The sequence below is a fragment of the Escherichia sp. MOD1-EC6162 genome (assembly GCF_002965125.1).
GTDB classification, from domain to species: domain Bacteria; phylum Pseudomonadota; class Gammaproteobacteria; order Enterobacterales; family Enterobacteriaceae; genus Escherichia; species Escherichia marmotae.
Window position 1 is genome coordinate 137,212 of sequence record NZ_PTSB01000005.1, and the last position, 18,664, is coordinate 155,875.

Annotated in this window: 21 protein-coding genes and 1 tRNA gene; 12 read left to right on the forward strand and 10 right to left on the reverse strand. The window is 51.3% G+C overall.

What is annotated here, in order from left to right; genetic code table 11:
- Positions 1–60: 60 nt before the first annotated feature.
- Genes A9587_RS06330 through hyaA form a run of 6 tightly spaced genes read right to left on the reverse strand, consistent with a single transcriptional unit; the run spans position 61 to position 5,531 of the window.
- The gene (locus tag A9587_RS06330; protein ID WP_000004881.1) at positions 61–918 is read right to left on the reverse strand and encodes a hydrogenase expression/formation protein; all 858 of its coding nucleotides are present in this window, start codon (positions 916–918) and stop codon (positions 61–63) included.
- Positions 915–1,313, reverse strand: coding sequence for a hydrogenase-1 operon protein HyaE (gene hyaE / locus A9587_RS06335; protein WP_001516141.1), 399 nt, complete (start codon positions 1,311–1,313; stop codon positions 915–917). Before hyaE ends, A9587_RS06330 begins: the two co-directional genes overlap by 4 nt.
- Entirely contained in the window at positions 1,310–1,897 is a 588-nt protein-coding gene (gene hyaD / locus A9587_RS06340) for a hydrogenase 1 maturation protease (RefSeq protein WP_000003648.1), read from the reverse strand. Before hyaD ends, hyaE begins: the two co-directional genes overlap by 4 nt.
- Positions 1,894–2,604 carry a Ni/Fe-hydrogenase b-type cytochrome subunit gene (gene hyaC, locus A9587_RS06345; RefSeq protein WP_001156752.1) on the reverse strand — a complete coding sequence of 237 codons (711 nt, stop codon included), beginning with the start codon at positions 2,602–2,604 and terminating at the stop codon, positions 1,894–1,896. The genes hyaD and hyaC overlap by 4 nt, the downstream gene beginning before the upstream one ends.
- Before the next feature lie 18 nt (positions 2,605–2,622).
- The gene (hyaB, locus tag A9587_RS06350) at positions 2,623–4,416 is read right to left on the reverse strand and encodes a Ni/Fe-hydrogenase large subunit (protein ID WP_001516140.1); all 1,794 of its coding nucleotides are present in this window, start codon (positions 4,414–4,416) and stop codon (positions 2,623–2,625) included.
- Positions 4,413–5,531, reverse strand: coding sequence for a hydrogenase 1 small subunit (gene hyaA, locus A9587_RS06355; protein WP_001516139.1), 1,119 nt, complete (start codon positions 5,529–5,531; stop codon positions 4,413–4,415). Before hyaA ends, hyaB begins: the two co-directional genes overlap by 4 nt.
- A 153-nt stretch (positions 5,532–5,684) precedes the next feature.
- Here hyaA and A9587_RS24630 point away from each other — a divergent pair, with 153 nt between their 5' ends.
- The 4 genes from A9587_RS24630 to tusE all read left to right on the forward strand — a co-directional run bounded on the left by A9587_RS24630 (position 5,685) and on the right by tusE (position 7,311).
- Positions 5,685–5,957 (forward strand): hypothetical protein, encoded by a 273-nt coding sequence (locus A9587_RS24630; protein WP_105263247.1) that lies wholly within the window; start codon positions 5,685–5,687, stop codon positions 5,955–5,957.
- Positions 5,936–6,023, forward strand: a tRNA-Ser gene (locus tag A9587_RS06365). The genes A9587_RS24630 and A9587_RS06365 overlap by 22 nt, the downstream gene beginning before the upstream one ends.
- A 207-nt stretch (positions 6,024–6,230) precedes the next feature.
- Entirely contained in the window at positions 6,231–6,890 is a 660-nt protein-coding gene (gene yccA, locus A9587_RS06370) for an FtsH protease modulator YccA (protein WP_000375136.1), read from the forward strand.
- Positions 6,891–6,981: 91 nt separating this feature from the next.
- The gene (gene tusE / locus A9587_RS06375; RefSeq protein WP_010376933.1) at positions 6,982–7,311 is read left to right on the forward strand and encodes a sulfurtransferase TusE; all 330 of its coding nucleotides are present in this window, start codon (positions 6,982–6,984) and stop codon (positions 7,309–7,311) included.
- On the opposite strand, the gene yccX is transcribed toward tusE, so the two are convergent.
- The gene (yccX, locus tag A9587_RS06380) at positions 7,308–7,586 is read right to left on the reverse strand and encodes an acylphosphatase (protein WP_016248563.1); all 279 of its coding nucleotides are present in this window, start codon (positions 7,584–7,586) and stop codon (positions 7,308–7,310) included. The two genes, tusE and yccX, sit on opposite strands and share 4 nt — an antisense overlap.
- A 94-nt stretch (positions 7,587–7,680) precedes the next feature.
- Here yccX and rlmI point away from each other — a divergent pair, with 94 nt between their 5' ends.
- Together rlmI and hspQ are read left to right on the forward strand one after the other, a co-directional pair.
- Positions 7,681–8,871, forward strand: coding sequence for a 23S rRNA (cytosine(1962)-C(5))-methyltransferase RlmI (rlmI, locus tag A9587_RS06385; RefSeq protein ID WP_000116311.1), 1,191 nt, complete (start codon positions 7,681–7,683; stop codon positions 8,869–8,871).
- Positions 8,872–8,928: 57 nt separating this feature from the next.
- Positions 8,929–9,246 (forward strand): heat shock protein HspQ, encoded by a 318-nt coding sequence (hspQ, locus tag A9587_RS06390; protein ID WP_001295356.1) that lies wholly within the window; start codon positions 8,929–8,931, stop codon positions 9,244–9,246.
- Positions 9,247–9,290: 44 nt separating this feature from the next.
- Here hspQ and A9587_RS06395 read toward each other — a convergent pair whose 3' ends face one another.
- Positions 9,291–9,704 carry a CoA-binding protein gene (locus tag A9587_RS06395; protein ID WP_001516136.1) on the reverse strand — a complete coding sequence of 138 codons (414 nt, stop codon included), beginning with the start codon at positions 9,702–9,704 and terminating at the stop codon, positions 9,291–9,293.
- 172 nt (positions 9,705–9,876) lie between these two features.
- Here A9587_RS06395 and A9587_RS06400 point away from each other — a divergent pair, with 172 nt between their 5' ends.
- Both A9587_RS06400 and mgsA read left to right on the forward strand, forming a co-directional pair.
- On the forward strand, positions 9,877–10,539 hold the full coding sequence (locus A9587_RS06400) for a DUF2057 family protein (protein ID WP_000847778.1): 663 nt from the start codon (positions 9,877–9,879) through the stop codon (positions 10,537–10,539).
- A gap of 95 nt (positions 10,540–10,634) precedes the next feature.
- The gene (gene mgsA / locus A9587_RS06405) at positions 10,635–11,093 is read left to right on the forward strand and encodes a methylglyoxal synthase (RefSeq protein WP_105263246.1); all 459 of its coding nucleotides are present in this window, start codon (positions 10,635–10,637) and stop codon (positions 11,091–11,093) included.
- 31 nt (positions 11,094–11,124) lie between these two features.
- Here the strand turns inward: mgsA and helD are convergent, their stop codons facing one another.
- Complete coding sequence (gene helD, locus A9587_RS06410; protein ID WP_105263245.1) at positions 11,125–13,179, reverse strand: DNA helicase IV; 2,055 nt, start codon at positions 13,177–13,179, stop codon at positions 11,125–11,127.
- A gap of 122 nt (positions 13,180–13,301) precedes the next feature.
- Between helD and A9587_RS06415 the strand changes: the two genes are divergently transcribed.
- Positions 13,302–13,748 carry a YccF domain-containing protein gene (locus A9587_RS06415; RefSeq protein ID WP_001261229.1) on the forward strand — a complete coding sequence of 149 codons (447 nt, stop codon included), beginning with the start codon at positions 13,302–13,304 and terminating at the stop codon, positions 13,746–13,748.
- A 9-nt stretch (positions 13,749–13,757) separates the two neighbouring features.
- A complete protein-coding gene (gene yccS / locus A9587_RS06420) occupies positions 13,758–15,920 on the forward strand; it encodes a YccS family putative transporter (protein WP_123057470.1) in 2,163 nt (720 codons plus the stop codon).
- On the opposite strand, the gene sxy is transcribed toward yccS, so the two are convergent.
- Complete coding sequence (sxy, locus tag A9587_RS06425) at positions 15,883–16,512, reverse strand: CRP-S regulon transcriptional coactivator Sxy (protein WP_105263244.1); 630 nt, start codon at positions 16,510–16,512, stop codon at positions 15,883–15,885. The two genes, yccS and sxy, sit on opposite strands and share 38 nt — an antisense overlap.
- Before the next feature lie 217 nt (positions 16,513–16,729).
- Between sxy and sulA the strand changes: the two genes are divergently transcribed.
- Together sulA and ompA are read left to right on the forward strand one after the other, a co-directional pair.
- Complete coding sequence (gene sulA / locus A9587_RS06430; RefSeq protein ID WP_000288698.1) at positions 16,730–17,239, forward strand: SOS-induced cell division inhibitor SulA; 510 nt, start codon at positions 16,730–16,732, stop codon at positions 17,237–17,239.
- Between the two features lie 355 nt (positions 17,240–17,594).
- The gene (ompA, locus tag A9587_RS06435; RefSeq protein WP_001516132.1) at positions 17,595–18,647 is read left to right on the forward strand and encodes a porin OmpA; all 1,053 of its coding nucleotides are present in this window, start codon (positions 17,595–17,597) and stop codon (positions 18,645–18,647) included.
- The last annotated feature ends 17 nt before the right edge of the window (positions 18,648–18,664 follow it).

An 18,664-nucleotide genomic window follows, 5' to 3' on the forward strand; every position in this document is an offset into this window, starting at 1 on the left:
GGTGGTTGTATTCGCTGATTGCGATATTCATAGGACTGAAAGCGATATTTGCCGCCATTTTCACTGTTGCGCGCTTTCTATAAGCCACTGACACACCTCGCCCAACCGCTGCGCGGAGTCCGCCAAATCTTCCGGCGCTGCCAGCACAACTTCCGGTATCGGGCAGATTTCATAACTCTCAAGTAATGGGCCTTTTAACGTATCCATACAGCGTAAATGCCAGACATGTCGCAAACCGGTGGCGTTGATATAGCTCTCGCCATAGCCAATAGTGCGAATCTGGATATTACCCGGCCCGCACAGCCGCGAGAGAAATAACCTGTCAGCCTCGCTGACAGGCAACTGCGTCAGGTTAATACTATGTGGCTGCGCCTCAGGATTACGCACATGCGCCAGCAATTCATGAGCCAGCGGCAGTCCGTTCATCAGACCATCAATGGGCGGTGGTAGCAGCGAATCTGTCGGCAGCGTATTATGCGTTGCCGCCTGCCATAACGGCAGCGGCGCGCAGCCTGTCTCCAGCCTGTCTTCCAGCAACAGCTCACCGCTACGCCTGCGTACTCGCCACAATCCGCAGAAGATCGCCTCCTGAATTTCACTTTCACTGCCGTCAATATGTTGGATGCGCACTGACACTTCCCCTTCTCCGAGAAGCGTATTGATAAAGTGGCGATCATCAGCATTGAGATTTAACAGATCGACGGCCAGCACCTCGCCTAATGGCGGTACGCGTTGCGTTAGTTGATGCTGTAGATCGTTTAACAACGTAATCACCCGTGGACTATGAGCACACTGCTCCAGTGCCGCCATGCTCGGTTCATCATTCACCTGACAGGTAATTGGCAGCGGATTCATGCTGAAACTGTCATCATCAGGTTGCGTTCCTGGCCCCAGCAGATGGAAAAAAGTCTCACTCATGAATCACATTCCTGTTTTGATTCGACAAGGCCGCGCATCAGGTTTATCAGCTCTGCCCACGGGTGAATGCCATTCAATACGCCGCGATAATGACCATCAGTAAACACTAATGTGGCTGGAAAACGAAAAACACTAAATCTGTCTCCGATGGCTTCACTTTGCTCAAGATCGGCAATTGCCACCTGCCATGCATAATCTGGAAACTCACGCAGTAGCTCTGCGACCATCACCGGATTATCACTGACTTCAGGAGTACGTTTCGGATCGCTGCTTAACAGCACCACACTATCCGGCGCTTGCATAAGCCACTGATCGAGACGAGGCTCAGTGATCGGCGTCCAGCCACGCGCCAGCATACGTTGCCACAACGCACTAAAAGGTGAGTCGTTAATCATCCCTGCTCCTCCAGCGTCATCCGATACTGACGCAAGCGAACACCTTCGTAATTTTCCATCGACAGACAGTCATAATTGAGACAACGCGATTCCTCCGCCCGTTGCGGCACAACTCCCCACGCCGACAGTTGCACCAGCGCCGCCTGTTCCGCTGCAGGCAGTTGCTCCCGCGCAAGCTCGCTAAGGCTACCGCCGTAGTCGTCGAGCATTGCCGGTTGTAACCCGACGAGGGCAATATGTGTTGGCAGATGTCCGCGGATATCTGCCAGCGCTAATACTTCGGAGAAACTGTTCTGGTGCAGGCTCATTTTCTTCGCACTGAGATATGCCGGAATGCGCTCTCCGGCATATGTTCGTAGTGTTCCGGGTTCCAGCCCGTAATCAATAGCATCGAGAATCAACAGATGGCTGGCGTTTTCAACATACCCCAGCAGGTTCAGCCCCTGAGTACCACCATCGACAATCTCCACGTTTTCGGGCCAGTGATAATGGGCATACAGCCGTTCCGCCACCCGCACACCGAAACCTTCATCGGCCCACAGCAGGTTGCCCAACCCCATTACCACTACACGTTGCTCGCTCATGAACGCTCCTTGTCGCTGCTCATTTTTCCAAATTTGTGGCTACGGTAGCCGTTCACCATCGTGGAGATCACCGTGTCGTCGGACATGATGTCTTCACGCAGCGCCATATAAACATGACCAATCACAAATGCGCCAATCAACCACATGCCCAGCCGATGCCAGCTATGAATGTCCAGCGAGTTGCCGCCCGTCCAGTAGAAAAATTCCACTACATAACGAAACGGCGCAAAAATGGCGTACTGGCTGTGTTCGCTATACAGCGCAAAACCGGTGACGATCATAAAAACAGACATCAGGAAATAGCCGAACATCGCAGCCTGCGCGATGGGGTTATGGCCAATGTCAGCGCTCGGGCGTTTTGCCAGAAACAGATACCAGCGGATTTCGTACCACACGCCCAGCCACCAGCTTTTGCGCCATACCGGCACGATGAAAAGCTCGCGTGAGTAGCGATTGCCGACAAACGCCCAGTAGATCCGCATCAGCAAGACGACGGTAAAAATCATCCCGGCGCTGAAGTGTATTAGCCTGATGTAGCCCATATAGAACAGATACGTCGCCTCACCACTGACTGAAGGCAGCGGCTTGCCGATAAAGTAGCCGGTGACCATCAATACCGCCATGCACAGCACCGTCAGCCAGTGCCATATCCGCACGGGCGCTTCAAAGACATAGTGGCTGATAACGTTGTCGCTTTTCTCTTGCATGATGATTCTCCTTCGCTGTTAGCGCACCTGCACGGAGATCAGTTCGCTACCGTCGTCGCCCAGCACATGCGTTGAACAGGCGAGGCACGGGTCGAAGCTGTGCAGGGTACGCAGGATCTCCAGCGGTTGCTCGGGGATCGCCATTTTGGTGTTCATCAGTGCGGCTTCATAAGCACCAATTTGCCCTTTGGGATCGCGCGGGCTGGCGTTCCAGGTGGTCGGCACCACACACTGGTAGAGATCGATTTTGCCATCGCGAATAGCGGCCCAGTGACCTAAAGCCCCACGCGGTGCTTCAGTAAAGCCGACGCCACGGCACACTTTCGGCCAGGTCGCAGGCTCCCATTTTTCGGTGGAGGCGGTGGCAAGATTGCCGTTTTTCAGGTTGGTCATTAACTTGTTGAAAAAGTACTGTAGCTTACTTGCAGCCCACTGAGCTTCATGGGCGCGGCACAGAATGCGGCCTAACGTCGACTGGATGCCAGAAAGCGGCAGGTTCAGCGCCGACATCATCCGATCAACCGACTCAACGGTCGCAGCATCGCCTTTGTGGTAAGCGATTAACGTGCGAGCCAGCGGCCCTACTTCCATCGCGTGACCGCGCCAGCGTGGCGCTTTGATCCACGAGTAGCGCTCCTGTTCATTCAGTTGCTGAATGTTTGTATCGCTACCTTTAACGTCGCCGGGGTTGTACCACGGGTCGGTGATACCATCGAACGGATGACGCCCGACCTGATCGTCGGGATAACGATACCAGGCGTGATCGACAAATTCCTGCACCTGCTGCGGATCAACTAAATCCACTGGCAGTACGTTTTTGAAATCGCCATTGATCACCGCACCGCCAGGCATCAGCAGACTTTTCTCGCCAAAGTCGTTAGCGATATCCGGGAACGCACCGTAGCTGAGGACGCATTTATCAGAAAGGCCAGTGCCGATTTCACTCCACGGTTTGTTGAACTGGCCGATGGCTAAGGCGTCGGGGATCATCACGTTATTAATGAAGTCCGCCGTGCGGGTAATGATCGACTGCACCAGGTTCAGGCGCTCCATATTAACCGCCCCGACCGCACCGCTTTCGTCGATATTTATGGCACAAGGCATCCCGCCGACAATCCAGTTGGGATGCGGGTTTTTACCGCCAAAGACCGCGTGGATTTTGACAATCTCACGCTGGAAATCGAGAGCTTCGAGATAGTGAGCAAAGCCCATCAGGTTGGCTTCTGGTGGCAGTTTGTACTGCGGGTGCCCCCAGTAGCCGTTGCGGAAGATCCCTAACTGCCCGCCTTCGACAAATTTCTTCAGTCGATTTTGCACATCAAAGAAGTAACCTGGAGAAGACTTCGGCCACGAGGAGAGGCTTTGCGCCAGTTCGGAAGTTTTACGCGGGTCGGCTTGCAGCGCGTTAAGTACGTCGATCCAGTCCATTCCGGCGAGCTGATAAAAGTGCACCAGATGGTCGTGGCACCAGAGCGTCGCCAGCATAATGTTGCGAATGATATTGGCGTTATCCGGCACTTTGATGCCAATAGCATCTTCAATGGCGTAAACCGAAGCCAGGGCGTGTACGCCGGTGCAGACGCCGCAGATACGTTCAACGAACGCCCACGCATCACGCGGATCACGGCCTTGCAAAATGATCTCCAGCCCGCGAAACATCGTGCCGCAGGAGACAGCATTGGTGATCACATTCTGATCGTTAATATTCACTTCACAGCGCATATGACCTTCGATACGCGTGATCGGGTCGACCACCAGGCGACGTCCGGCATTATTGATGGTGTATCCCTGAGTTTCGTACTGAGTGCTCATGCCTGTTTATCCTCGTTGCCTGGCTGTTGTTCGGTCTCTGCTGGTTGCTGGTTATGACGTCTGCGCTGGTCAATCGCGCTGGCGACTGCATGTACGCCAACAGCCGCAGCCACGACGCCAAGCGCGGTTAAGCCCACGGTATCGGCGGTAGAGTGCGTTCCCATCTGCGGAATATCGACCACACGGCTGTAGAATGAGCCGCGATCCCAGAAACCATTTTCAGAACAGCCCAGGCAACCGTGACCGGACTGGATCGGGAAGGAGACGCCATCATTCCAACGGGTTGAGGAGCAGGCGTTATAGGTGGTTGGCCCTTTACAACCCATTTTGTACAGGCAGTAACCTTTGCGAGCGGCGTCATCGTCCCAACTCTGGACAAACTCACCAGCGTCAAAGTGGGCGCGGCGATAGCATTTATCGTGGATACGTTGACCGTAGAACATCAGTGGACGCCCCATTCTGTCGACATCTGGCAGGCGATCAAACGTCACCATATAAGTAATGATGGCGCTCATCACATCCGGGATCGGCGGGCAACCAGGGACTTTAATGATTGGTTTGTCGGTAATGACTTTATCGATAGGCGTTGCCTGCGTCGGATTGGGGCGAGCGGCTTGTACGCAGCCCCAGGACGCGCAGGTTCCCCAGGCAATAATTGCGCTGGCCCCCGCGGCGGCACGTTTGAGTTTCTCAATAAACGGCCGACCGCTGCTGATACAAAACATCCCCTGCTCGCCCAGCGGCGGGTTACCTTCTACTGCAAGGATATATTTGCCGTTGTATTGCGTGATGATATCTTCAAAGACTTCCTCCGCCTGAGTACCAGCGGCAGCCATTAAGGTATCGTCGTAGTCGAGAGAAATAAGGGAAAGAATGACATCCTTCGCCAGCGGATGAGCAGAACGGATAAAAGATTCGGTGCAGCAGGTACATTCCAGACCGTGGATCCACACTACCGGAATGCGCGGTTTATTCTCCAGCGCCCAGGCAATCTTCGGTGCCATCCCCGCGCCTAATCCCAGCGAGGTGGCAGCCAGACTGCAATATTTAAGAAAACTCCGCCGGGTAACCCCCTGACGTCGCATAGCCTGGTAAAAGGTTTCCTCATTATTCATATCGCACGTCTCTTCTCCTTGCGACACCGACTGAAGTGCCGGGCGCTTTTGGTCGGCAAGCGACGTCCCTGTAGCAAGGTAAACTATCGCTTCACGAGAGAGACAGAAAACGAAAGCTCATCCTTCTGCACTGGCGCACGTCGCCAGAAAGTATTGTTAATAAAGCGTAGTGAACGTTTTGCACAAAACAATACAAAGTATGTGGATTTATCTTTTAGCGATAAAAATGGATCTTATTTTCCTAAAAGCCTGGCGCAGGAAGATTACGAGTGGTTTTTATGGCGACGAAACACCCAAATTGCTGTTATTTCACGCAAACAACACCGTTTTGGCTGTTTTTCAGGCAAACAAACAAATTGGGGGTTTACACGACGCATCGGGATGTTTATAGTTCGCGTCATTCCGGAAGTGTGGCCGAGCGGTTGAAGGCACCGGTCTTGAAAACCGGCGACCCGAAAGGGTTCCAGAGTTCGAATCTCTGCGCTTCCGCCAAATAAGATAAGGGGTTAGCTAAATGCTAACCCCTTTTTCTTTTACCTGTCAAAATCACCATGCCGTTATACCATTCCCAATGGTTAAACTCGTCTTTGCTAAATCTGTTCCAGATCAAATGCGTAAAGATGGGTAAAACCTCTGGGTAGCTTTCGGCAATATCATTATGCTGCTTTATTAATTACACCTGTCATAGAGAGTGACTCCATGGATCGTATAGTTAGTTCTTCACATGACCGTACATCACTACTTAGCACCCATAAGGTGCTGCGTAATACCTATTTTCTGCTGAGCCTGACGCTGGCCTTTTCGGCTATTACCGCGACGGCCAGTACGGTTCTGATGCTGCCATCTCCGGGCCTGATTCTGACGTTGGTAGGGATGTATGGTCTGATGTTCCTGACCTATAAAACTGCCAACAAACCAACCGGGATTATCTCCGCGTTCGCCTTTACCGGTTTTCTCGGTTATATCCTCGGCCCGATTCTGAACACTTACCTGTCTGCCGGAATGGGCGACGTAATCGCTATGGCGCTGGGCGGCACAGCATTAGTGTTCTTCTGCTGCTCTGCGTATGTGCTTACCACCCGCAAAGACATGTCTTTCCTCGGCGGTATGCTGATGGCCGGTATTGTGGTGGTGTTGATTGGAATGGTAGCGAATATCTTCCTGCAACTGCCTGCCCTGCATCTGGCAATCAGTGCGGTATTTATTCTGATCTCCTCTGGCGCGATTCTGTTTGAAACCAGCAACATCATTCATGGCGGTGAAACGAACTACATTCGTGCCACGGTGAGTCTGTATGTGTCGCTGTACAACATCTTCGTGAGCCTGTTGAGCATTCTTGGCTTCGCCAGCCGCGATTAATCTCGCCCGATACCACTTACAGAGCCTCGCTTTATGCGGGGCTTTGTTTTTTGCTACACTGCAGCCAGTCTGACTAAGGTAGTAAATGAATATGTTGATCTTCGAAGGTAAAGAGATAGAGACCGATACCGAAGGCTATCTCAAAGAGAGTAGCCTGTGGAGCGAACCTCTGGCAGCCGTGATTGCCGAAAAGGAAGGGATTACGCTGTCGCCTGAACACTGGGAAGTAGTGCGCTTTGTGCGTGACTTCTACCTGGAATTTAATACGTCTCCGGCGATTCGTATGCTGGTAAAAGCGATGGCGAATAAGTTTGGCGAAGAAAAAGGTAACAGCCGCTATCTGTACCGACTGTTCCCGAAAGGCCCGGCAAAGCAAGCCACCAAAATTGCCGGCCTGCCGAAACCCGTGAAATGCATTTAACGGATGCGAAAATCCGTTAATTCGCCAGAAGGATGATGCGGTTCGCTAAGCACCCGTTCCACGCGGGCTGAACGCGGACCGCCGCTCTTTAACCACTGCATTAATTTTTCCACCTGCCCTTCATCACCACAGGCAACCACTTCCACGCTGCCATCATCAAGATTTTTTGCGTAGCCGGTTAACCCTAGCCTTTTCGCTTCGTACTGAGTGGTATAACGAAACCCTACCCCCTGAACTCGCCCGTAAACCCAGGCAATTATGCATACTTTCGACATCACCGCTCTCCTTATCCTTAATGGACGCGTTGCAAATCCATGGAAAACTCCGGACAATGACGCCCATTTCTTTGCATCGACAGAATAGTAAATTATGAGTGTACGTTTAGTGTTAGCCAAAGGGCGCGAAAAATCATTACTTCGTCGCCATCCGTGGGTCTTTTCCGGTGCCGTCGCACGTATGGAAGGTAAAGCCAGCCTCGGTGAAACCATCGATATTGTTGATCATCAGGGAAAATGGTTAGCACGCGGCGCTTATTCGCCAGCGTCGCAAATCCGCGCTCGTGTCTGGACGTTTGATCCGTCAGAATCCATCGACATTGCCTTTTTCACCCGCCGCTTACAACAGGCGCAAAAGTGGCGCGACTGGCTGGCGAAAAAAGATGGTCTCGATAGCTATCGTTTAATCGCCGGTGAGTCTGACGGCCTGCCGGGTATTACTATTGATCGTTTCGGCAATTTTCTGGTGCTGCAACTGCTGAGTGCAGGCGCGGAGTATCAGCGCGCAGCATTAATCAGCGCCCTACAAACGCTCTATCCGGAATGCGCGATTTACGATCGTAGCGACGTGGCAGTACGTAAAAAAGAGGGGATGGAGCTGACCCAGGGGCCAGTAACCGGCGAGCTGCCACCTGCCCTGCTGCCTATTGAAGAACATGGCATGAAGCTACTGGTGGACATTCAACACGGGCACAAAACGGGCTACTACCTGGACCAGCGTGACAGTCGCCTGGCAACACGCCGCTATGTAGAAAATAAACGCGTGCTGAACTGCTTCTCTTATACCGGTGGATTCGCAGTATCGGCATTGATGGGCGGTTGTAGCCAGGTGGTCAGTGTCGATACTTCACAGGAAGCACTGGATATCGCACGGAAAAACGTTGAGCTAAACAAACTCGATTTGAGCAAAGCTGAGTTTGTGCGCGATGACGTCTTTAAATTACTGCGCACCTACCGCGATCGCGGTGAAAAATTTGACGTTATCGTGATGGACCCGCCGAAGTTTGTTGAGAACAAAAGTCAGCTAATGGGCGCGTGCCGCGGCTATAAAGACATCAACATGCTGGCAATTCAGTTATTGAATGAGGGCGGTGTTCTTCTGACTTTCTCCTGTTCTGGCCTGATGACCAGCGATTTATTTCAGAAAATCATCGCTGATGCCGCAATTGATGCCGGTCGTGATATACAATTTATAGAGCAGTTCCGTCAGGCAGCCGATCATCCGGTGATCGCTACCTACCCGGAAGGGCTATATCTGAAAGGGTTTGCCTGTCGCGTCATGTAACTTGAAATGTGGAATTCTGTCCTTATATCAAAGGTGAAGATTTCCCGGGAGGTGACTATGATTGCCAGCAAATTCGGTATCGGCCAGCAGGTCCGCCATTCCCTGTTAGGTTATCTCGGAGTGGTCGTGGATATCGACCCGGTTTATTCGCTCTCTGAACCGTCGCCTGATGAGCTGGCGGTGAACGATGAGCTTCGCGCCGCTCCGTGGTATCACGTGGTGATGGAGGATGACAACGGCCTACCGGTTCATACCTACCTGGCTGAAGCCCAGCTAAGTAGCGAATTGCAGGATGAACATCCAGAGCAGCCGTCAATGGATGAGCTGGCGCAGACGATCCGCAAGCAACTCCAGGCACCGCGTCTGCGTAACTAATCCCCATAAAATCCCCGGAAGGTTTTTGCCTTCCGGGGATTTTTTTATTTAGCCAGCCCCAGACGAGGGATCTCAATGGCCGGGCAACGATCCATTACCACATTTAACCCAGCTTCCCGCGCCAGTACCGCAGCTTGCTCATTAATCACCCCTAGCTGCATCCATAAGGTTTTCGCACCGATGGCGATAGCTTCCTGCGCTACATCCCACGCAGCTTCTGAATTACGGAAGACATCTACCATATCTACTTTTTCCGGAACTTCCGCCAGCGTACCGTAACCCTGCTGGCCCAGCAGCGTTTTACCGGCGACTTTTGGTGAGACAGGAATGACGTGATAGCCCTGATCAAGCAGATATTTCATTACGCGATAACTTGGACGGTCAGGTTTATCACTTGCCCCTACCAGCGCAATGGTGTGAGTGGACGTTAAAATGGCTGCAATATCGGTTTCTTTCATCATTTCCTCCAGACTATTTACCAAAGTGTACGACAATACCGACATACCAACCATGCAGCTAATACGAATGTATGAGAGCAAAAGATGGAAATATGTCTATATGTTAGTAAGTATGATTAAAGAAAAATTTTGATACATTATTATTCGGGCGGTCATTAGACAGGAGCTATCTATGAAAACCGGCATTTTGACCACCTTGATTGTATTATGTTTGCCGGTGACCGTTTTTGCCACCACGCTGCGGCTGTCCAGCGACGTTGACCTTCTGGTGCTCGACGGCAAGAAAGTTTCCAGTTCTCTGCTGCGCGGCGCTGACAGCATTGAACTGGATAACGGCCCGCATCAATTAGTGTTTCGCGTCGAGAAAACCATCAACCTTTCTGGTAATGAAGAACGTCTGTATATCTCCCCACCTCTGGTCGTCAGTTTTAATACCCAACTTATCAGCCAGGTGAATTTTCGCCTGCCCCGTCTGGAGAATGAACGGGAAGCGACCCATTTTGATGCCACTCCGCGCCTTGAATTGTTAGATGGCGATGCGACGCCGATCCCGGTAAAGCTGGATATTCTGGCGATTACCTCAACCGCAAAAACGATTGATTATGAAGGAGAGGTTGAACGCTATAACAAATCTGCGAAGCGCGCCTCGCTTCCGCAATTTGCCACCATGATGGCAGATGACAGCACACTGCTTTCTGGCGTTTCCGAACTGGATGCGATTCCACCGCAATCTCAGGTGCTCACTGAACAACGGCTGAAGTATTGGTTTAAGCTGGCTGATCCACAAACGCGAAATACCTTCCTGCAATGGGCGGAAAAACAACCATCTTCCTGATATTTTTGTGCCTGCGCGCAGGCTTTTTCGGTCTTTATCTTGCAGCGGTAAGTGCTTACAGTAATCTGTAGGAAAGCTAACTACGGATATAAATTATGGAACTGACGACTCGCACTTTACCTGCGCGGAAACATATTGCGCTGGTGGCACACGATCACTGCAAACAAACGCTGATGAGCTGGGTGGAGCGGCATCAACCGCTTCTGGAGCAGCACGAGCTTTATGCAACGGGCACCACGGGTAACTTAATTTCCCGCGCAACAGGAATGAACGTTAATGCCATGCTAAGTGGCCCAATGGGCGGTGACCAGCAGGTCGGCGCATTAATTTCTGAAGGGAAAATTGATGTGCTGATTTTCTTCTGGGACCCGTTAAACGCCGTGCCGCACGATCCCGATGTGAAAGCATTGCTACGTCTGGCGACAGTGTGGAACATTCCGGTCGCTACCAACGTAGCAACGGCAGATTTCATCATCCAGTCGCCGCATTTCAACGACGCCGTGGATATTCTGATCCCGGATTATCAGCGTTATCTCGCGGAACGCCTGAAATAATATTGCACAGGTGGCAAATGCCACCTGTTTCTTACGGTTTTCTCGCCACCGGTACATCCAGTTTTTTCAGGACTTCGACAAAGGGAGAAGGATTCTCTTTGTTGAACAATGCCCATACCCGATACCTTGCACGAGTCAGCGCAACGTACATTAACCGCCGTTCTTCGGCGTCAGGGAAATCTTCCACTGGCGGCAATAGCGCCTCTTCCATAATCGACTCACGCGCCGCAGCCGGGAAGCCATCACTCCCCTCCTGCAAACCAACAATGATGACGTAATCCGCCTGTTGCCCTTTGCTGGCATGAATCGTCATAAAGTCAATTTGCAACTTCGGCCAGCGCGTCGCCGCTTTTTCCAGACTGACGGGTTTCAAATGATGGTAACGCGCCAGCACCAGAATGCGCTCTTCCGGTTTGGCATAACCAGACAGTTTATCCAGCAAAGCATCAAGCTGGCTCTCTTCCAGCAGAGTAACGGCTTTTTTGTCGCCATTGGTTAAACTGTTTAGCGGCTTTTTCAGTTGACTGGGGTTTTGCTGGATAAAGCGATTCGCCACCTCCCCGATACGGCTGTTGAAACGATAAGTAGTATCTAAATCACAGCGATCGCCTTCACCGAAGTTTTCATGGAAAGCCGTGGTGAGCGACATTTGCGCCCCGCTGAAGCGGTAAATGGCCTGCCAATCATCGCCAACGGCGAACAACGTCGTCTGACTGTTTTGCTTGCGTAATGCCGCTAACAAAGCGGCGCGCTGCGGTGAGATATCCTGAAACTCATCGACCAGAATATGTTTCCACGGGCTGATAAAGCGACCTTTCTCAAGGATTACAATGGCCTGATGAATCAAACCGGAAAAATCAACGGCATTTTCTGCCTTCAGTGCGCTTTTCCACGCTTTCAACAAGGGAGCCATCAACTTGATGCGTTTACTGAACAAGTCACGAATTTCCTCGGGCGCGCTGGCAATCATTTCAGCCTGTGCACCACCGTGCATCCGCATCAGGTTTACCCAGCGATCGAGGCGAGATGCGAGACGACGCTGCAATTTTTCATCATCCCAGAAGTCACCTTCTGGCACTGACCACTGCATTTCTTCCGTCAGCCATTGCCGCCAGCCCTTCGCCTGCGCTTTCTTCTCGCTGCATTGCTTGCGCCACTCAGCAATAAAGAGTTCATGACGGGCAGTAGTATCATTTTCCAGGTTGCTGACTGTCGGTACTTTTTTGCTACCTTGCTGAATAATATGCAGCGCCAGTGAATGAAACGTGCGTGCGGTAATGTCTTCAGTATGGAGCCGTTCGCGAATACGCTCATCCATCTCTTCAGCCGCTTTTCGGCCAAACGCCAGCAATAAGATTTGCTCAGGAGACGCTTCGCCGCGCGCCAGCAACCAGCCGGCTCGCGCTACCAGCACGGACGTTTTTCCGCTTCCTGCGCCAGCAAGTACTAATAACGAATGCTCGCCATTGACAACTGCACGAGCCTGCGCCGGATTAAGTGGTGAAGACTCAACCTGACGGAAAAAATCCGCATACTTATTGAGCATGATTTCGGTGTACGCCTGATTATGCTGCAACCGACTGCCTTCAATATCTTTCAGCCAGGCCTGACATTTGTGCCACGCTTCACGACAGTTATCGAATTCGTCTAGCCGGTTGACCGGCAACGGTAACGCCGACAAAGCCTGGCGAATTTGTTGCTGTACGCCAGAAGTTTGCTCCCGCGTCAGCCATTTATTGTCGCCGGTGCGCGTGGCAATCAAATCGAGTTGCTGCTGTAAGACGCCGGCCGCAATTTCGCTCATCTCCTCGCTCCACCGCCGCCAGTGAGCATCAAGATGATGGTGAAAACGCTGTGTCTCAGCCCATTCGGTGCCGTGCAGACGCACTACTTTTTCATCAGGCAACACAAATTCCAGCTCGCCCCACACCAGACCGCGCTTACAGTGAATCGCCAGTAATTGATTGAAAGGAATGAGATATTCGTGACGATCGCCGGAAACTTTTATCCCGGCATTGAGGATCACCGCCCGATCGTAAGGGTGCTGTGCCAGACGCTTGCCAAGAGTTGTCGCTTTCAGTTCCATGTCTCTGTAGATCCACACGATGTTATTTCTTATCAGTGTAACCGTCAGAGAAAACGTGCTCCAGCCCAAAAAAACGTTACAATTGCCGCCCATTACTGAAAACCACAGTAAAGCGAGGTTTTATGCGTACCGTTTTGAACATTCTGAACTTTGTCCTGGGCGGATTCGCCACTACCCTGGCCTGGTTGTTAGCGACCCTTGTCAGTATTGTGCTGATTTTTACCTTACCGCTGACTCGTTCCTGCTGGGAAATCACTAAACTTTCGTTGTTGCCCTACGGCAATGAAGCTATTCATGTCGATGAACTGAATCCGGCGGGTAAAAATGTGTTGCTCAACACGGGCGGCACCGTACTGAATATTTTCTGGCTGATTTTCTTCGGCTGGTGGTTATGCTTAATGCATATTGCTTCTGGTATTGCGCAATGCCTCACCATCATCGGTATTCCTGTCGGCATTGCGAACTTTAAAATTGCCGCTATTGCACTGTGGCCGGTAGGTCGCCGCGTAGTTTCTGTGGAAACAGCTCAAGCTGCGCGTGAAGCGAATGCGCGCCGCCGTTTCGAATAATCTAATTTTATGGCCTTTATGCTAAGCCCTTTGCTCAAACGCTATACCTGGAACAGCGCCTGGCTGTATTACGCCCGCATTTTTATCGCACTTTGCGGTACTACTGCGTTTCCGTGGTGGCTGGGTGATGTAAAACTGACGATTCCGCTGACACTCGGAATGGTTGCGGCGGCATTGACCGATCTCGATGACCGGCTGGCGGGACGTCTGCGTAACCTCATCATTACGCTGTTCTGCTTTTTTATCGCTTCGGTCTCGGTAGAACTGTTGTTCCCGTGGCCCTGGTTGTTTGCCATTGGCTTAACGCTCTCCACCAGCGGCTTCATTTTGCTCGGCGGACTGGGGCAACGCTACGCGACTATCGCTTTTGGCGCGTTGTTGATAGCCATTTACACCATGCTGGGAACATCTCTGTATGAGCACTGGTATCAACAGCCTATGTATCTGCTTGCAGGAGCCGTCTGGTACAACATCCTGACGCTTATCGGCCATCTGCTGTTCCCTGTCCGCCCATTGCAGGACAATCTGGCGCGTTGCTATGAACAACTGGCACGTTATCTGGAACTGAAATCACGCATGTTCGATCCCGATATAGAAGACGAAAGCCAGGCGCCGCTCTACGAACTGGCTCTCGCCAACGGGCAACTAATGGCGACGCTGAACCAGACGAAGCTCTCATTGCTGACTCGCTTACGCGGCGATCGTGGTCAACGGGGAACGCGTCGCACATTACATTACTACTTTGTGGCGCAAGATATCCACGAGCGTGCCAGCTCTTCTCATATTCAATATCAAACGTTGCGGGAACATTTTCGCCACAGCGACGTGCTGTTCCGTTTCCAGCGGCTGATGTCAATGCAGGGACAAGCTTGCCAGCAACTGTCACGCTGTATTTTGCTGCGTCAGCCTTACCAACACGACCCGCATTTTGAACGCGCCTTCACTCACATTGACGCAGCGCTTGAGCGGATGCGCGATAACGGTGCGCCGATTGATTTGCTAAAAACGTTGGGATTTCTGCTGACAAACTTACGCGCCATTGATGCTCAACTGGCGACGATTGAATCAGAGCAAGCTCAGGCGATGCCGCATAACGATACTGAAAGCCAACTTGCCGACGACAGCCCACACGGATTAAGTGATATCTGGCTGCGCCTTAGCCGTAACTTTACGCCGGAATCCGCCCTCTTCCGCCACGCGGTAAGGATGTCACTGGTGTTGTGCGTCGGCTACGCCATCATTCAGATAACCGGGATGCATCACGGTTACTGGATCTTGCTGACCAGCCTGTTTGTTTGCCAGCCAAACTATAACGCCACGCGCCACCGCCTGAAGTTAAGGATTATTGGTACGTTGGTGGGTATTGCGATTGGTATTCCAGTGCTGTGGTTTGTTCCATCACTGGAAGGGCAATTGGTGCTCCTGGTCATTACCGGCGTGCTCTTTTTCGCCTTCCGTAACGTGCAATACGCTCATGCAACGATGTTCATTACGCTGTTGGTGCTGCTGTGCTTCAATCTGCTGGGTGAGGGTTTTGAAGTGGCGCTGCCACGCGTAATCGATACGCTAATCGGGTGTGCCATAGCATGGGCAGCGGTAAGTTACATCTGGCCAGACTGGCGTTTCCGCAATCTGCCCAGGATGCTTGAACGCGCGACCGAGGCCAACTGCCGCTATCTCGATGCCATTCTCGAGCAATATCATCAGGGACGTGATAACCGTCTGGCGTATCGTATTGCCCGCCGCGATGCCCACAACCGCGATGCAGAGCTGGCTTCAGTAGTGTCGAATATGTCCAGCGAACCGAACGTTACACCGCAAATTCGCGAAGACGCGTTCCGGTTACTGTGTCTCAACCATACATTCACCAGCTACATCTCAGCCCTCGGCGCACACCGTGAGCAGTTAACTAATCCTGAAATTCTGGCGTTTCTTGATGATGCTGTTTGCTACGTTGATGACGCGCTACATCATCAACCTGCCGATGAAGAACGCGTCAATCAGGCATTAGCAGACCTGAAACAACGGATGCAGCAACTTGAGCCGCGAGCAGACAGCAAGGAACCTCTGGTTGTACAACAAATCGGGTTATTGATTGCATTACTGCCAGAAATTGGCCGCCTGCAGCACAGGATTACTCAAGTTCCGCAGGAAACTCCTGCTTTGGCGTAATAGAATCAGCCCATTCAGCAAGCTCCTGGCGGCGTGCCACCGGGAGCGCTGCTTCATGAATACCGATAATTGCGCCTTCAAGCATAAACAAGATCTTTTCTGTCACCAGACTATTTTGCTGCCGCAGCCGCAACCAACACATTTTCGCCCCAAGTATACGTAACGCCCGTACATCCTTAATCCCCACTTCCCCGAGAATCGCTTCCAGATGAAAAGACATATTGGGCAAATCTTTCAGTCTTTCCCGGGTATTACGTGTAGTTTTCTCTTTAAGCGCTGCGTCGAGAGAATATTTTGACAGACGTACCAGCTTCAGTTGATTTCGCCATAAACTTTCATCAACCCGATAGTAATTGAGGGTAACGAACCGTCCACACTTTTTATATGTCAGCCAGACTGGCGGATGTTTTACACAGTATTGTGCGCTTTGCTCACAAGCCCGAAGATACAACTCACCATCAGAAACTACCGCAAATACCGTGTCGTCAACGGTCAGACTGTAACTACCAAACAATGATCGGTATTCAATTGTGCCCAACGTTGCCAGGTATTTCTGTGACTTATAGATCCGCTTATAGGAGAGGCTTTTCATAAAATTCCTTTTAAAATCATAATATAAAAGAATGATTCACATTAACGGATCCGTTAAATACGAAAATAGGCAACTTATTCTCAAGGGGCAAGATTAATTTATGTTTTCCAGCCACCAACGACAAAATTTGCGAGGCACTTTCCGAAAATAGGGTTGATCTTTGTTGTCACCGGATGTACTGTATATCCATACAGTAACTCACAGGGCTGGATTGATTATGTACACTTCAGGCTATGCACATCGTTCTTCGTTGTTCTCATCCGCAACAAGCAAAATCGCGCGTGTCTCTACGGAAAACACTACAGCTGGGCTAATTAGTGAAGTTGTCTATCGCGAAGATCAGCCCATGATGACGCAACTCTTGCTTTTGCCATTATTACAACAACTCGGCCAACAATCGCGTTGGCAGTTATGGTTAACGCCACAACAAAAATTGAGTCGTGAATGGGTTCAGGCTGCTGGACTACCTTTAACGAAAGTGATGCAGATCAACCAGCTTTCCCCTTGCCACACAGTGGAATCAATGGTTCGCGCATTACGCACAGGAAATTACAGCGTGGTGATCGGTTGGTTAGCAGATGATCTGACAGAAGAAGAACATGCTGAACTTGTGGATGCCGCCAATGAAGGTAACGCAATGGGGTTCATTATGCGTCCAGTAAGCGCATCCTCTCACGCCACGAGACAACTTTCCGGGTTAAAAATTCACTCTAATTTGTATCATTAAGTAAATTTAGGATTAATCCTGGAACTTTTTTTACCGTCCGGCTGATGATTTCACTCATGGCTCATTTTCCCTGCGGAGGCTTGTCTGAAGCGGTTTCCGCGATTTTATGCTGTAAATTATCGTTAACAAAAAAGGTTAAACGTACCTTATACAAATCTTTTTTTTCATATGCCTGACGGAGTTCACACTTGTAAGTTTTCAACTACGTTGTAGACTTTACATCGCCAGGGGTGCTCGGCATAAGCCGAAGATATCGGTAGAGTTAATATTGAGCAGATCCCCGGTGAAGGATTTAACCGTGTTATCTCGTTGGAGATATTCATGGCGTATTTTGGATGATAACGAGGCGCAAAAAATGAAAAAGACAGCTATCGCGATTGCAGTGGCACTGGCTGGTTTCGCTACCGTAGCGCAGGCCGCTCCGAAAGATAACACCTGGTACACTGGTGCTAAACTGGGCTGGTCCCAGTACCATGACACTGGTTTCATTCCTAACAATGGTCCGACCCACGAAAACCAACTGGGTGCAGGTGCTTTTGGTGGTTACCAGGTTAACCCGTATGTTGGCTTTGAAATGGGTTACGACTGGTTAGGTCGTATGCCGTACAAAGGCGACAACATCAATGGCGCATACAAAGCTCAGGGCGTTCAACTGACCGCTAAACTGGGTTACCCAATCACTGACGATCTGGACATCTACACTCGTCTGGGTGGTATGGTATGGCGTGCGGACACCAAGGCTAACGTACCTGGTGGCGCATCCTATAAAGACCACGACACCGGCGTTTCCCCGGTATTCGCAGGTGGTGTTGAGTACGCGATCACTCCTGAAATCGCTACCCGTCTGGAATACCAGTGGACCAACAACATCGGTGACGCACACACCATCGGCACTCGTCCGGACAACGGCCTGCTGAGCCTGGGTGTTTCCTACCGTTTCGGTCAGGGCGAAGCAGCTCCAGTAGTTGCTCCGGCTCCAGCTCCGGCACCGGAAGTACAGACCAAGCACTTCACTCTGAAGTCTGACGTTCTGTTCAACTTCAACAAAGCAACCCTGAAACCGGAAGGTCAGGCTGCTCTGGATCAGCTGTACAGCCAACTGAGCAACCTGGATCCGAAAGACGGTTCCGTAGTTGTTCTGGGTTACACTGACCGCATCGGTTCTGACGCTTACAACCAGGCTCTGTCCGAGCGTCGTGCTCAGTCCGTCGTTGATTACCTGATCTCTAAAGGTATCCCGTCTGACAAAATCTCTGCACGTGGTATGGGCGAATCCAACCCGGTTACCGGCAACACCTGTGACAACGTGAAACAGCGCGCTGCACTGATCGACTGCCTGGCTCCGGATCGTCGCGTAGAGATCGAAGTTAAAGGTATCAAAGACGTTGTAACTCAGCCGCAGGCTTAAGTTCTCGTCTGATAAAA

Excerpts from the sequence above, each read along its gene's own strand:
- hspQ (WP_001295356.1), top strand. The coding sequence starts at position 8,929 with ATGATTGCCAGCAAATTCGGTATCGGCCAGCAGGTCCGCCATTCCCTG.
- hyaA (WP_001516139.1), bottom strand. The coding sequence starts at position 5,531 with ATGAATAATGAGGAAACCTTTTACCAGGCTATGCGACGTCAGGGGGTT.
- A9587_RS06395 (WP_001516136.1), bottom strand. The coding sequence starts at position 9,704 with ATGAAAGAAACCGATATTGCAGCCATTTTAACGTCCACTCACACCATT.
- sulA (WP_000288698.1), top strand. The coding sequence starts at position 16,730 with ATGTACACTTCAGGCTATGCACATCGTTCTTCGTTGTTCTCATCCGCA.
- hyaD (WP_000003648.1), bottom strand. The coding sequence starts at position 1,897 with ATGAGCGAGCAACGTGTAGTGGTAATGGGGTTGGGCAACCTGCTGTGG.
- A9587_RS06415 (WP_001261229.1), top strand. The coding sequence starts at position 13,302 with ATGCGTACCGTTTTGAACATTCTGAACTTTGTCCTGGGCGGATTCGCC.
- hyaE (WP_001516141.1), bottom strand. The coding sequence starts at position 1,313 with ATGATTAACGACTCACCTTTTAGTGCGTTGTGGCAACGTATGCTGGCG.
- A9587_RS06400 (WP_000847778.1), top strand. The coding sequence starts at position 9,877 with ATGAAAACCGGCATTTTGACCACCTTGATTGTATTATGTTTGCCGGTG.
- hyaB (WP_001516140.1), bottom strand. The coding sequence starts at position 4,416 with ATGAGCACTCAGTACGAAACTCAGGGATACACCATCAATAATGCCGGA.
- yccA (WP_000375136.1), top strand. The coding sequence starts at position 6,231 with ATGGATCGTATAGTTAGTTCTTCACATGACCGTACATCACTACTTAGC.
- yccX (WP_016248563.1), bottom strand. The coding sequence starts at position 7,586 with ATGTCGAAAGTATGCATAATTGCCTGGGTTTACGGGCGAGTTCAGGGG.
- A9587_RS06330 (WP_000004881.1), bottom strand. The coding sequence starts at position 918 with ATGAGTGAGACTTTTTTCCATCTGCTGGGGCCAGGAACGCAACCTGAT.
- tusE (WP_010376933.1), top strand. The coding sequence starts at position 6,982 with ATGTTGATCTTCGAAGGTAAAGAGATAGAGACCGATACCGAAGGCTAT.
- mgsA (WP_105263246.1), top strand. The coding sequence starts at position 10,635 with ATGGAACTGACGACTCGCACTTTACCTGCGCGGAAACATATTGCGCTG.
- helD (WP_105263245.1), bottom strand. The coding sequence starts at position 13,179 with ATGGAACTGAAAGCGACAACTCTTGGCAAGCGTCTGGCACAGCACCCT.
- sxy (WP_105263244.1), bottom strand. The coding sequence starts at position 16,512 with ATGAAAAGCCTCTCCTATAAGCGGATCTATAAGTCACAGAAATACCTG.
- hyaC (WP_001156752.1), bottom strand. The coding sequence starts at position 2,604 with ATGCAAGAGAAAAGCGACAACGTTATCAGCCACTATGTCTTTGAAGCG.
- yccS (WP_123057470.1), top strand. The coding sequence starts at position 13,758 with ATGGCCTTTATGCTAAGCCCTTTGCTCAAACGCTATACCTGGAACAGC.
- ompA (WP_001516132.1), top strand. The coding sequence starts at position 17,595 with ATGAAAAAGACAGCTATCGCGATTGCAGTGGCACTGGCTGGTTTCGCT.
- rlmI (WP_000116311.1), top strand. The coding sequence starts at position 7,681 with ATGAGTGTACGTTTAGTGTTAGCCAAAGGGCGCGAAAAATCATTACTT.